The organism is Arthrobacter sp. Soil761 (assembly GCF_001428325.1).
Classification (GTDB): Bacteria; Actinomycetota; Actinomycetes; order Actinomycetales; family Micrococcaceae; genus Arthrobacter.
Genome location: NZ_LMSF01000012.1, coordinates 49,733 through 61,906, shown reverse-complemented (window position 1 = coordinate 61,906; position 12,174 = coordinate 49,733). Strand labels below are relative to the sequence as shown.

The following is a 12,174-nucleotide window of genomic DNA, read 5'->3' as shown; positions in this document are numbered from 1 at the left end:
TCCTTGACAAACTTGTACAAGTCTTTCCATACTAATGAGGAAGGGTTTCAACGAAGCAACTGGAGGACCAATGCCGGCCAAACTCACGGATGTCGCAAAGCTTGCGGGTGTATCGCTGGCGACAGCGTCCAGGGCCTTCAGCGATCCGGGTCGACTGGCGGCCGAAACCCGTCAGAAAGTGGTAGACGCTGCATTGCAGCTCGGCTACGACGTGCCTGGCCTGTCGGGCAGCCGGACTTTCGGGGTCGTTGTTCCCGACATCTCCAACGCCGTTTTCGCGGCTTTGATCAAATCAATCCAGGATCAGGCTTGGCACGGACGGCACAGGATGGTGCTGGCAGACACTTCCGAGTCGTCCACCCGGGAACGGGAACACCTGGAGTCATTCGCTGCCGGCGTCGACGGCATCATCCTCTGCTCCCCCCGCCTGCCTTCGGACCAGATCCACCAGCTCGCGGGCAACACGGCCCTTGTGGTGATCAACGGTGAAGCCGACCATGCGGCCCGTGTGTTGATGGAAGCGGGCGAAGGCCTCCGCCAGGCCGTGGAACACCTTCACGCGCTCGGCCACCGTAAAATCGCCTACATTCCCGGTCCCGCCTCGTCATGGGCGAACGGGCAACGCCACACAGCCATCAGCCGTTTCTGCAATGACTGGGGAATCGAACTGGTGACGGTCGGCAACCAGAATGCCACAGTCGACGGCGGCCTCGCCGCCGCAGCGTCAGTCGTCGCCAGCGGTGCAACCGCGGTAATCGCATACAACGACCTGGTGGCGATCGGCATGCTCGCCGGAGCCCGGACCCTCGGGTACCACTGCCCCGAAGACATCAGTGTCGTGGGCATTGATGACCTCGACATCGCCGCAGCCGCGGAGCCCGGCCTCACGTCCGTGCGCGTTCCGATCGGCAGAAGCGGCTCCTTGGCCCTCGAGCTCCTCCTCGAACAGATCGCCGGCAAGCCCTCCACCACTGAGGCTGTCCACCTCAGCTCACAACTCATCGTCCGCGGCTCCACCTTCGCCGCACGCAACGCAGATCACGCCCTCCAAGGAAAGTAACCATGAGAATTGTCATCGCAGACCCCAATCTGATGCCCCAAAGGGCGACTTTGGAGGCGGCACTCCCGGCCGGTGCACTCACGTCCTGGCACGACAGCTGGAATGAGCACTCGGTCCTGACAGACCTTAAAGACGCTGACGTCTATGTCGGACCCAAGTTCACCGCGGCCATGGGCGCCCAAGCCCCTAACCTCCGACTGGTCCATGTTGCCGGGGCGGGCTACGACGGTATTGAAGCCGACGCCCTGCCAGCCGGCGCGGTGTGCGCAAACACCTTCCACCACGAAGGCTCCATCGCCGAGTACATCGCCGCCGCATTGGTCGCCCTCCGGCGCAACCTGCTGGGCCAGGACGCTGCCCTCCGCAGCGGCGTCTGGGCCTCCTCCGTATATTCACAGGACATCCCGCAGCCGGAAACACTCCGCGGAGCCGTTGTCACGTTCCTTGGCTTTGGCCATATCGGCAGCGCCGCCTGGAAATTGCTCCAGGCCTTCGGGGCGGAAGGCATCGCGATCACCCGCAGCGGCAGCGTCGACCCGGAGGAAAACGGCCTGCGCTGGGCCGGGATCACCGGCCGCCTCGCTGAAGCACTCAGCGAGTCCGACATTCTGCTCATCAGCATCCCACTCAGCGCAGAAACAACAGCCCTTGTCGGCGCCGAGGAACTGAACACCCTGGGCCCCAAGGGGCAGGTGGTCAACGTTGCCCGCGGCCCTGTCGTTGACCAAGCCGCGCTCTACGAAGCCCTGATGGACCGCAGAATATCCGGGGCTGCCGTCGACGTCTGGTACCAGTACCCCGGTCCGGACGGCCGCGGCATGCCTCCGCCCTGCCCTTCGACCGGCTAGACAACATCATCATGACCCCGCACTCATCCGGCGTCACCGCCGAAACCTTCCGCGGCCGCGCCCTCGAGATAGCCGAAAACATCAGCCGCCTGTCCGCGAACCAGCCACTGAAGAATGTCGTGATCACCAAATGACCCGAAAAATCGTCGACGTCGACGTCCTCGTTACCAGCCCCAGCCGCAACTTCGTCACCCTCAAGATCACCACCGACGACGGGCTGATCGGCTGGGGGGACGCCACCCTCAACGGCCGCGAACTGTCCGTCGCCAGCTACCTCCGGGACCACCTCGCCCCCGCACTGCTCGGACGCGACGCCGACCGTATCGAGGACACCTGGCAGTACTTCTATCGTGGCGCATACTGGCGCCGGGGACCGGTCACCATGGCAGCCATCGGCGCGATCGACCTCGCCCTCTGGGACATCAAAGGCAAAGCCCTCGGCGTCCCCGTCTACCAACTCCTCGGTGGCGCCGCCCGCGAGAAGATCCTCACCTACACCCACGCCACGGGCTGGGACCTCCCGGAGCTCCTCGACTCGATCGACCAGCGCCGCGAACAAGGCTTCCGGGCTGTCCGCGCCCAGTCCGGCGTCCCCGGCCTGGACAAGGTTTACGGCGTCACCAAGGGTGCCGCCGGCTATGAACCGGCCGGGCGCGGAGCCGGACCGGTCGAAGAGGACTGGGACACCTCCGCCTACCTCCGTCACGCCCCGAAAGTGCTGTCGGCCGTCCGGGAGCACGTCGGTCCCGAGCTGAAGCTGCTCCACGACGTCCACCACCGGCTCAACCCTACCGAAGCCGCCCGGCTGGCCCGTTCCCTGGAAGACGTGGACCTGTTCTGGCTCGAAGACGTCACCCCGGCCGAAAACCAGCGCCTCCTGCGCACCCTGCGCCAGCAGACCACCATCCCCTTGGCCATCGGTGAAGTCTTCAACACCATCTGGGACTGTGAGCACCTCATTACGGAGCGGCTCATCGACTTCATCCGCACCGCCGTCGTCCATGCCGGAGGCATCTCCCACGTCCGCAAGATCCTGGCGCTGGCCGAGGTGTACCAGATCAAGGGAGCCCCCCACGGCCCCTCCGACGTCTCGCCCATCAACCTGTCCGCCTCGCTGCACCTGGGCCTTGCCACCAGCAACTTCGCGATCCAGGAATACATGGGCTACGACCCGCTGGTGTCGGAAGTTTTCAAGTCCAGCTTCAGATTCGAGGACGGTTACCTCCATCCCGGAGAAGAACCCGGCCTCGGTGTGCAGGTGGACGAGGCGGCGGCAGCCCGGTTCCCCTACAAACTGGCCTACCTGCCCATCGCCCGGGAACTCGACGGCTCCATGAAGGACTGGTAGCCATGACCTCCGTTCCCCCGCTGTCCGCGGCCACCCCGGGAATCCTGCGACGGCCGGCAGCACCGGCTCCCGGGATTGTCCACCTGGGCCTCGGCAACTTCCACCGCGCACATCAGGCCGTCTACACCGACGCCGCCGTCGCCGCCCACGGCGGTGACTGGGGCATCATCGGGGTTGCCAGCCGTTCCTCCACCATCCCGAATGCCATGCACGCCCAGGACATGCTCTACACCGTGGTGGAAACCTCCCCGGCGGGTGCCACCTATTCGGTGCCCCGGGTGCACACGGATGCCTTCACGGCAGCCGCCAACCCGGACCGGGTAGTAAAGGCGATCGGCGACGCCGGTACCCGGATCGTGTCCCTCACGGTCACGGAGAACGGCTACAACTACACCCCTGCCACCGGCGCCCTCAACCTTCAGGATCCGGCAATCCAGCACGATCTGGCCGTTCCCGGCTCACCCCAGACTCCCGTCGGGCAGATCGTCCGCGGCTTGCAGCACCGAGCCAGGACGCATGGCGAGACGGTGACCATCCTCAGCTGCGACAACCTGGCCGACAACGGCCACCACACCCAGCGGCTGGTCCGCGAATTCGCCGCCCTGCTCCCGCCGGAGGAAGCCTCCGAGACCCTGGCCTTCATTGACAGCCGCACCAGCTTCCCTTCCTCCATGGTTGACCGCATCGTGCCCGCCACCACGGACCACTACCGGAGGCTGGTCGCATCCCAGCGCGGCTACACCGACAGGATCCCGGTCCCGGCTGAGCCGTTCAGCATGTGGATCGTGGAAGACAACTTCATTGCCGGGCGGCCCACTTGGGAGGCCGGCGGGGCGGTGTTCTCCCACGAGGTAGGCGGCTATGAGCAGCTGAAAGTCCGCCTGCTCAACGGCACGCACTCACTGATCGCCTACCTCGGTGCCCTGACCGGCGCCGTCACCATCCCCGAATCCGTCTCGCACCCGTCCATCGAACAAGCTGCCCGCTCCGTGCTGCGCAACGAGTACCTGCCCACCGTCGCGGTGCCACGCGACGTCGACGTGGACGCCTACGAGGAAGAGCTCTTCACCCGCTGGCGCAACACGGCCCTTGGCCACCGCACCAGCCAGGTGGGATCCGACGGATCCGTCAAACTCCGCCAACGAATCCCGCTGCCGGCGCTGCAGATGCTCGACGACGGCGGGATGCCCCACCTCCTGGCCCTCACCACCGCCGCGTATCTTGCATGCATCGCCCCGTTGCCCGGCTTCGATCCCGGACCACAGGCCCACGCCATGGAGGACCCGGCGCGCGGAATGCTGGCCGGACTCGCAGCAGGGTCCCGCTCGGGCCGCGACCTCGCCCGCAAGGTCATCGGGGACCACCACCTCCTCGGCGAGGAACTGGCCGGACGCGACGGGTTCATCCTGCGCACCGGCGAGTTCATCGACATCATTCGCTCATCGGGACCGCTGGCCGCCATCGCTGAAGCAAGACCACCCGTTTCCCTTACTCCAGCCCCGTCCCTCCAAATCATGCGGAGCACGCCATGACCACCCAAGCCATTCCCGAAACGAACACGCCCGCGCTTCCCACCGGCACCCAGGCCGCCGTACTGCACGGCGCCCGGGACCTGCGCATCGAGCACATACCACTAACGCCCCTGGGCCCGAATGACCTCCTGGTCGAAATGCGCTCCGGCGGAATCTGCGGATCCGACATGCACTACTTCGCCGAGGGACGCAACGGCACCAACGTACTGCGGCAGCCCACGGTCCTGGGGCATGAAGGCGCCGGCGTAGTCATTGCCGCAGGTCCGCAGGCCGGCATCACCAGCGGCACCCCCGTGGTCATCGAGCCCGCCCTGCCATGCAGTGAATGTCCCACCTGCCTGTCCGGACGCTACAACCTCTGCCCCACCGGTACCTGCTTCGGTTCCCCACCGACCGATGGGCTCTTCGCCCGCCACGTAGTGGTCCCCGAGGCCGCCGTGCACCCCCTGCCGGACACCATCCCGGCGGAAATCGGCGCCGCGATCGAACCACTCGCCGTCGCCGTCTGGGCCGTCGAACGGGCGCAGGTCCACAAAGGCCAGCGCGTCCTGATCACCGGCGCCGGACCCATCGGGCTCCTCGTCGCCCAGGTTGCGGCAGCCCAAGGCGCCGCCGAGATCGTCGTGACGGACGTGAACGACGACCGCCTCGCCGTCGCCACCAAATTCGGCGCCACCCGCACCATCAACACCGCCACCACACCACTTGACCTTGCAGGCATGGACCGGCTGATCGAATGCTCCGGGAACACCCGCGCCCTCGCTGAAGGCATCCAGACCCTGGCACCGGCAACCCGCGCCACCGTCGTCGGCCAGGCCAAACCCACCGTGGACGGAATCCCGCTCGGCTTCCTCCAGCGCTACGAGATCGACCTCGTCACCGCTTTCCGCTACGCCAACGCATTCCCGGCCGCGATCGACCTCGCGGCCTCCGGCGTCGTAGACCTGCAGTCCATCATCACCAGCACCTACCCGCTCGAAAATACCGCGGCGGCCCTTACGGCACCGGTGGTTGACCCGACCAACCTCAAAGTCCTCATCACCTACTGATTCAGCACCACCAGAAGCACAGCAGGACATCCATTCAAAGGAGTATGGAAATGACCACAGCAGCGCACGTTCCCCCGGGGAACGTTGACCAAAGCAAAGTCCGGAAGGCCGCCGTCGCCGGCCTCATCGGTACAACCCTCGAATTGTATGACTTCGTCATCTACGGCACCGCCTCGGCCCTCGTCTTCAGCAAACTGTTCTTCCCCAATGTCTCCCCCGCGGCGGCGCTGATCGCCAGCTTCACCACCTTCGCCGTCGGCTTCCTGTTCAGGCCCCTCGGCGGCGTCTTCTTCTCCCACTTCGGCGACCGGCTCGGCCGCAAATGGGTCCTTGTGGTCACCCTGCTCCTGATGGGTGGCGCCACCCTGGCCATCGGCCTGCTGCCCACTTTCGACCAGATCGGCATCTTTGCCCCGGTCCTGCTCTGCGTTTGCCGCGCAGCCCAGGGCTTCGGCGCCGGCGCCGAACAGTCCGGCGGCGCAACCCTGCTCACCGAATCCGCTGCCCCCGGCACCCGCGGCAAGCTCGCCTCACTCATCATGGTCGGCGCAGCCGCCGGCACCGCCCTCGGTGCCCTCGTGTGGATCGCGGCCCAGTCCCTCGCCCCTAACGACATGCTGACCTGGGGCTGGCGGCTTGTCTTCCTATCCAGCATCTTCGTCACCATTGCAGCCTTGGTCATCCGGCGCAAGCTGGATGAGTCCCCCGTCTTCGAAGAAATCAAGCAGGCCCGTACCGTACCGCCGGCCCCGCTGAAGGAAGTCGCCAAAAACGGCAAGGCCAACGTCCTGCGCGTCATCCTCATGAACCTCGGCGTCAGCACACAGTCGTACACCATCCAGGTGTTCATGGCCTCCTACCTGATCACCGTCGTCGGAACCGACCCCAAGTTCATCCCCCCGGTCCTCCTCATCGGCGCACTGTGCGGCGGCGTCGCCGCCGTCTCCTTCGGGATACTGTCCGACAAAATCGGCCGCCGGCGCGTCGTGTCGCTCATCACCGGGGCACTGATCCTCTTCCCGGCACCGGCCTTCATGCTCCTCACCACCGGGTCCCCCGTGGCCATCGTCCTGGTGATCATCGTGGGCTTCATGCTTGCCTGCCAGGGCGTCGTCGGCGTCCACATGAGCTACTTCCCCGAAATCTTCGGCAGCCGCTACCGCTACGCCGGCGTCACCCTGGGACGCGAGTTCTCCTCCATCATCGGCGGTGGCGTGGCACCGATGATCTGCGCAGGGCTGCTGGGGCTCTTCAGCAATTCCTGGATCCCGGTTGCCATCTACATGTCCCTGACCATGGTGGTCAGCTTCATCGCCACCCGGCTCACGCCCGAAACACTCAACCGCGACCTCACCGACCCCGAGGATGCCCGGCACCACAGCGAAATCGTTACGGCCGCAGCCGCTGGGGCTGCCAACGCAACCACCGCCCAGCACGTCAAATAGACCGACTAAACGCCCGACGGCGGCACGCGCCGCCGTCGGGCACGTCACCACCGCACACCAGAGCAGAAGGACCTTCAATGCAGCGCCTCGATGACCAAGGCACGCTTCAGCGCCCGCACCCATCCGCAATCCTCGGCGCAACCCGGGTTGTGGCCGTCCTCCGTGCCTGCCACGCCTCCGATTACGCTCCCGTCATCGAAGCACTTCAGCTCGGCGGAGTGCTGAGCATCGAATTGACCCTGAGCACGCCAGGAGTCTGGGACGAGCTGCCCCGCCTGCAGGAGAGGTTTGGCGACACCCTGGAAATCGGCGTGGGAACCGTCACCGCAGCCGACGAAGCAGAAACGGCCATGGACCTTGGCGCGGCGTACATCGTCACCCCCGTCACCGACCCGGACATCATCACAGCCTGCGTCCGCCGCGGTATCCCCGTCTACCCAGGAGGCCTGACGCCCACCGAACTCCACGCCGGATGGAAGCTGGGCGCGACCGCCGTAAAGGTTTTCCCCGCCTCCACTGTGGGTGCCGGCTACGTCTCCCAGCTGCGCGGCCCGTTCCCTGACATCCAGGTCATACCTTCCGGCGGCGTGGACATCGACGACGTCCCCGCCTGGATCCGGGCAGGAGTACTTGCGGTCAGCCTGGGCGGCCCGTTGCTGGGTGATGCCTTCAAGGGCGGCGACCTCCAGGAACTTACGGCCCGGGCCCGGCGCGTCCGCGCCCTGGTGGACCAGACCGCGGCCCAGCTTGGAGCAACCCAATGAACGGCGCGCCTTACGTGCTCACTTTCGGCGAAACCATGGCGCTGATGCGCACGGAGCAGGTGGGGCCGCTCGCCCACACATCCACACTGAGCCTGGGCATCGGCGGCTCGGAATCCAATGTCGCCATCGGGCTCCAACGACTCGGCGTGCAGACTGTCTGGTGCGGACGCGTGGGCGCTGACTCACTGGGCAGCCTGGTGGCGCGGGAAATCCGCGCCGAAGGCGTTGACGTCAGGGCCGCCGTCGACCGTTCCGCCCCTACCGGGTTGATGATCAAGGAACGCCGGACTCCCGCCACCCAGCGCGTCAGCTACTACCGGTCCGGCAGCGCCGGATCCAGAATCGCGCCGGAGGACATCGACGAACAACTGGTGTCAGGAGCGACCCTGCTGCACGTCACCGGCATCACACCCGCGCTTTCCTCTCGTGCGGAAGCGACCCTGAGATACGCAGTGGACCTGGCGCGTGCCCACCACGTGACGGTCTCCTTTGACCTGAACTATCGCGCAACCCTGTGGTCACCGGAAGCTGCACAACGTGTCTACCAGGACATCATCCCGCTCGCCGACGTCGTGTTCGCGGGCGACGATGAAGCCGCGATCGCCGTCGGAGCCGGCCATCCGGAGGAGGCGGCCCGGCGCATCACCGCACTGGGTCCAAGCCAGGCCGTCGTCAAGCTGGGCGCGGACGGCGCGCTGGCCCTCATCGACGGCACGATATTCCGCCAAGAGGCAGTGCCCGTCGACGCCGTGGACACCGTGGGAGCCGGCGACGCATTCGTCGCCGGCTACCTTGCCGAACTCGTAGCAGGCCGGGAACCGCAGGACAGACTCATCACCGCCACCATTACCGGGGCCTTCGCCTGCCTGGTCCAAGGCGACTGGGAAGGGCTCCCCCGCCGCCACGAATTGGCGATGCTGCAGACACGTGAGCCCGTCAGCCGTTGACGGCCACAAACCAATGGAGACCATGATGCCTTTAACGAGCCCGGACAGGGCCCCCTACTTCATTGGGGCCTATGCGGCCGCGCCCAGCCTCTTGGGATGGGATCCCGTGGCTGAAGGAAAGTTCCTGGCCTCCGTCCTGGCCCTGGATGGCGTGGCCGGACTGGAAATACCCTTCACCGGAAAGCTGCACAAAGAGGACGAAGCATGGTTCCTGCGACAGCTTCCGGAAAATGCACGCTTCGTGGTCACGACGATCCCCGGCACCATGGCCAGGCTGCAGGCTGACCCGGGCTTCGGCCTTGCCTCGACGTCTGCGTCCGGCCGGCGGTCAGCACTGGATTTCGTCCAGGATGCGCTGGAGTCCGTGAAGCGGCTCAACCGGCAGGTGGGGAGGCCCGGCGTCGCCGCCCTGGAGTTGCATGCCGCCCCGATAGCCATTGAGGATGCCGCGTCGGCTGCCGCACTTGAAGCCTCGCTGACCGAGCTGGCCGGCCGGGACACGGGCGGCGCCCGCCTCGTCCTGGAACACTGCGACGCCCTGATGCCAGGCCAAACACCGGCCAAAGGCTTCCTCAGCCTGGAAGCGGAGGCAGAAGCAGTCCAGCGGGCGTGCGACGCCACAGGTTATCCTTTCGGCATGGTCGTCAACTGGGGGCGGTCGGTGATCGAACAGCGACGACCAGAAGCCGGGCGCGAACACATAACCTACCTTCGTGACCGCGGAATTCTGGGCGGGGTTGTGCTTTCCGGATGCTCCAGCATCGACACGAAGTACGGTCCAGCCTGGGCCGACGTCCACGTACCGGCCGCCCCACCAGAACCAGCCCAGGCCAGGACTTCCGATCTGGGCGTACCTTCTGATGGGCTCCTCGAACCTGGCTCGCTCCTGACCATTGAGCGGATGGAAGAGTGCCTGCAGGCAGCCGGCCCCCTGCACGAAACAGGCTTCCGGGCAATCAAGGTGGCAGCACCCCCAAAGGCCAGCGTGGAGCAGCGCGTTACCGCCATTGCACAGAGCCTGGCGGTCGCGCAGCAGGTTACTCCGGACCCCACAGACTTGACCCTATCTGCGGGAAGCGCCTGACCCCGGCTGGACGTGACCTCGGTGAGGTCGCCGCTGTCCTCAGAAGCGGTGGCTTGGGGCAGCGGGCTGTGTTGTGACTCAGGCCGGATCCTTGAGCGAATAAAGTCAGAGGGTGAAGTTCCAGGGATTCAAGCGCTTCCTCGACCTTTCGGATCCTGGTGCCGCCGCACAGGCTGTCACCCAGGTAGAAGAACAGAACGGTGACTACGAATCCGGGGTTGCCTGACTGTGACAGGTTTGGATGGCCCCGGTAGAACGGTTATTTCTGGCCCCACTTCGTGACTCGCCGGGCATCTGTGACGGTTATACGTGGCCCCGCCTTCAACGTTGGATTCATCACTGGATGGATGCGGCGGAGGGCTGGTCTGGATGGAGTCGAGAGTGGAGTTGTTCGCGCAGATCCGAAGGGACGCCCGAGTTGGCCACCACACGGAAGCAACAATCAGCCTGAGCCGGTGCCTACGGTGATCACGCTATTCAGATAAAATGTGCGTTCAGGATCGACTTGAGACTCCCACACGCAGTAGCGGTCCCCCCGCGCTTCCAATGTTTCTGGCCATTTGGCATGCCGCTCATAAGTGAACGTTCGAATGGCTCGTTCTCGCTGCTGGGTTCAGCTGAGGTAAGAGTTGATGGGGCCATTATCGACGTAGATGCGCTGGTCGGTGAACTTCCGGTCGGCAATGGTGAAGATTGAGCAGGCCCTGAGCGTCACCTCAACCCCGTCGAGGAAGTGCCAGGCGCTGTCGACCTCTAGGGCGACGATGCCGCCTTCCTCCTGCCAGACGTTGACCAGTGGGTGGGCCAAGGACCCGACCTTGCCGCCGATCTCGGCCATTTGTGCCAGCACCGCGTCCTTACCTTTGACGGTCGGTGCGTTGGCGAAGGTGAGGGTGATGTCGTCAGCAAAGTAGTCGCCGAGACGTTCGTAATCCTTCTTCTCCATGACCGCGAAGTATTCGGTCAGGAAGTCGACGGTGCTCTGCTCTGCACGGGACATGGTTGGGTCCTTACTGTTTGGTGGTTAAGGAAGGTTTGAAGGAATGTGGGCTCATGCGACCGTCTCTGACAGGCGAGCTGAGCGGACCGTCACCGGCGCGATGGTGGAAAGCCGGTGGTTCGCTAGCCAAAGCCGTCAGGGCATCCAACTGGCCCGGCTCCAGCATGATGTCCGCCGCGGTGGCGTTTGCGCGAAGCTCATCGACAGTCTCCGGCCCCACGATCACCGAGGCGACGGCGGGGCGGGACAGCAGCCATGCCAGGGCGACCTGGTAAGTGCCCAAAGCCCATTCACGGCTGAGTCGATCCACCTCGCGGCCAAGGGAAACTTCCGCCTCGGAGAACCCAGGTGCGCCGAATCGTTCGTCGCCGGAGACCTCACGATCCAGGACCGCGAGATCGGCGAGAAGTCCGCCATGCAGCGGGGCGTAAGGAATGATCGACAGACCGAACTGCCCGCACGCCGGCGCGAGCTCCCGCTCGGCGGCGCGGTCGATGAGGTTGTACTTCACCTGCGCGGCGACAGGAGCCTGCAGGCGGCGGTCATCAGCGATCCACAGCGCGCGGGTGACGTGCCAGGCAGGGTGGTTGGATAGGCCGACGTAGCGGATCTTGCCCTGCCTGATCAGATCGTCATAGACCGCCAGAGTCTGTTCCGGCGGTGTGTCCGGGTCGACGTCGTGGGCGTAGTAGAGATCGATGTAATCAGTCTGCAAACGCCGAAGGCTCGTCTCGACCTGGGTAATGATGTGCCGGCGTGACAGCCCCCGGTCATTGACGCCGAGCCCGACGATGCCATTGGACTTGGTGGCGATCACCATCTCGTCACGGCGTCCCTGCAGGGCACGGCCGAGAATCTGCTCGGCCGGTTCGCGCTCCGCGGCAGGTTTGGCTCCAGGCCGGTCGAATACGGGCATGTTGCCGTAGACGTCGGCCGTATCGACGAAGTTGATGCCCAGGTCAAGCGCACCACCGACGACACGCTCTGCGTCTTCCGCGCTCGGGGCTACCCCGAAGGTGGCAGTGCCCAGCGCAATCCGCGAAACCCTGACACCGGTCTGGCCAAGAAATGAGTACTTCATCAGCGTTCCTCGTATC

12 protein-coding genes are annotated in these 12,174 nt (G+C 65.4%); 10 read left to right on the top strand and 2 right to left on the bottom strand.

Features of this window, described 5'->3' with window-relative positions:
- The first annotated feature begins 70 nt into the window (after window positions 1–70).
- The 10 genes from ASG79_RS08415 (at window position 71) to ASG79_RS08375 (ending at window position 10,077) form a co-directional block, all read left to right on the top strand.
- Window positions 71–1,060 carry a LacI family DNA-binding transcriptional regulator gene (locus ASG79_RS08415; RefSeq protein WP_056390111.1) on the top strand — a complete coding sequence of 330 codons (990 nt, stop codon included), beginning with the start codon at window positions 71–73 and terminating at the stop codon, window positions 1,058–1,060.
- Window positions 1,061–1,062: 2 nt separating this feature from the next.
- Window positions 1,063–1,908, top strand: coding sequence for an NAD(P)-dependent oxidoreductase (locus ASG79_RS08410; RefSeq protein WP_235509768.1), 846 nt, complete (start codon window positions 1,063–1,065; stop codon window positions 1,906–1,908).
- A gap of 11 nt (window positions 1,909–1,919) precedes the next feature.
- Window positions 1,920–2,042 carry a hypothetical protein gene (locus ASG79_RS24305; RefSeq protein WP_268760736.1) on the top strand — a complete coding sequence of 41 codons (123 nt, stop codon included), beginning with the start codon at window positions 1,920–1,922 and terminating at the stop codon, window positions 2,040–2,042.
- Window positions 2,039–3,256: a D-mannonate dehydratase ManD gene (manD, locus tag ASG79_RS08405; protein WP_056390110.1), complete on the top strand. Its 1,218-nt coding sequence runs from the start codon at window positions 2,039–2,041 to the stop codon at window positions 3,254–3,256. The genes ASG79_RS24305 and manD overlap by 4 nt, the downstream gene beginning before the upstream one ends.
- 2 nt (window positions 3,257–3,258) lie before the next feature.
- Window positions 3,259–4,788 carry a mannitol dehydrogenase family protein gene (locus ASG79_RS08400; RefSeq protein WP_056390109.1) on the top strand — a complete coding sequence of 510 codons (1,530 nt, stop codon included), beginning with the start codon at window positions 3,259–3,261 and terminating at the stop codon, window positions 4,786–4,788.
- Complete coding sequence (locus ASG79_RS08395; protein ID WP_056390106.1) at window positions 4,785–5,837, top strand: alcohol dehydrogenase catalytic domain-containing protein; 1,053 nt, start codon at window positions 4,785–4,787, stop codon at window positions 5,835–5,837. Before ASG79_RS08400 ends, ASG79_RS08395 begins: the two co-directional genes overlap by 4 nt.
- A gap of 50 nt (window positions 5,838–5,887) precedes the next feature.
- Window positions 5,888–7,282 carry an MFS transporter gene (locus ASG79_RS08390; protein WP_018771039.1) on the top strand — a complete coding sequence of 465 codons (1,395 nt, stop codon included), beginning with the start codon at window positions 5,888–5,890 and terminating at the stop codon, window positions 7,280–7,282.
- Window positions 7,283–7,359: 77 nt separating this feature from the next.
- The gene (locus ASG79_RS08385) at window positions 7,360–8,046 is read left to right on the top strand and encodes a bifunctional 4-hydroxy-2-oxoglutarate aldolase/2-dehydro-3-deoxy-phosphogluconate aldolase (RefSeq protein ID WP_082581707.1); all 687 of its coding nucleotides are present in this window, start codon (window positions 7,360–7,362) and stop codon (window positions 8,044–8,046) included.
- The gene (locus ASG79_RS08380) at window positions 8,043–8,993 is read left to right on the top strand and encodes a sugar kinase (RefSeq protein ID WP_056390105.1); all 951 of its coding nucleotides are present in this window, start codon (window positions 8,043–8,045) and stop codon (window positions 8,991–8,993) included. The genes ASG79_RS08385 and ASG79_RS08380 overlap by 4 nt, the downstream gene beginning before the upstream one ends.
- 22 nt (window positions 8,994–9,015) lie before the next feature.
- A complete protein-coding gene (locus ASG79_RS08375; RefSeq protein WP_162256821.1) occupies window positions 9,016–10,077 on the top strand; it encodes a DUF4862 family protein in 1,062 nt (353 codons plus the stop codon).
- Window positions 10,078–10,690: 613 nt separating this feature from the next.
- On the opposite strand, the gene ASG79_RS08370 is transcribed toward ASG79_RS08375, so the two are convergent.
- Together ASG79_RS08370 and ASG79_RS08365 are read right to left on the bottom strand one after the other, a co-directional pair.
- Window positions 10,691–11,077, bottom strand: coding sequence for a nuclear transport factor 2 family protein (locus ASG79_RS08370; RefSeq protein WP_056390100.1), 387 nt, complete (start codon window positions 11,075–11,077; stop codon window positions 10,691–10,693).
- A 10-nt stretch (window positions 11,078–11,087) separates the two neighbouring features.
- Window positions 11,088–12,158: an aldo/keto reductase gene (locus ASG79_RS08365; protein WP_082581705.1), complete on the bottom strand. Its 1,071-nt coding sequence runs from the start codon at window positions 12,156–12,158 to the stop codon at window positions 11,088–11,090.
- Between the last annotated feature and the right edge of the window lie 16 nt (window positions 12,159–12,174).

Excerpts from the sequence above, each read along its gene's own strand:
- ASG79_RS08385 (WP_082581707.1), top strand. The coding sequence starts at position 7,360 with ATGCAGCGCCTCGATGACCAAGGCACGCTTCAGCGCCCGCACCCATCC.
- ASG79_RS08390 (WP_018771039.1), top strand. The coding sequence starts at position 5,888 with ATGACCACAGCAGCGCACGTTCCCCCGGGGAACGTTGACCAAAGCAAA.
- ASG79_RS24305 (WP_268760736.1), top strand. The coding sequence starts at position 1,920 with ATGACCCCGCACTCATCCGGCGTCACCGCCGAAACCTTCCGCGGCCGC.
- ASG79_RS08365 (WP_082581705.1), bottom strand. The coding sequence starts at position 12,158 with ATGAAGTACTCATTTCTTGGCCAGACCGGTGTCAGGGTTTCGCGGATT.
- ASG79_RS08400 (WP_056390109.1), top strand. The coding sequence starts at position 3,259 with ATGACCTCCGTTCCCCCGCTGTCCGCGGCCACCCCGGGAATCCTGCGA.
- ASG79_RS08380 (WP_056390105.1), top strand. The coding sequence starts at position 8,043 with ATGAACGGCGCGCCTTACGTGCTCACTTTCGGCGAAACCATGGCGCTG.
- ASG79_RS08415 (WP_056390111.1), top strand. The coding sequence starts at position 71 with ATGCCGGCCAAACTCACGGATGTCGCAAAGCTTGCGGGTGTATCGCTG.
- ASG79_RS08375 (WP_162256821.1), top strand. The coding sequence starts at position 9,016 with ATGATGCCTTTAACGAGCCCGGACAGGGCCCCCTACTTCATTGGGGCC.
- manD (WP_056390110.1), top strand. The coding sequence starts at position 2,039 with ATGACCCGAAAAATCGTCGACGTCGACGTCCTCGTTACCAGCCCCAGC.
- ASG79_RS08410 (WP_235509768.1), top strand. The coding sequence starts at position 1,063 with ATGAGAATTGTCATCGCAGACCCCAATCTGATGCCCCAAAGGGCGACT.
- ASG79_RS08395 (WP_056390106.1), top strand. The coding sequence starts at position 4,785 with ATGACCACCCAAGCCATTCCCGAAACGAACACGCCCGCGCTTCCCACC.
- ASG79_RS08370 (WP_056390100.1), bottom strand. The coding sequence starts at position 11,077 with ATGTCCCGTGCAGAGCAGAGCACCGTCGACTTCCTGACCGAATACTTC.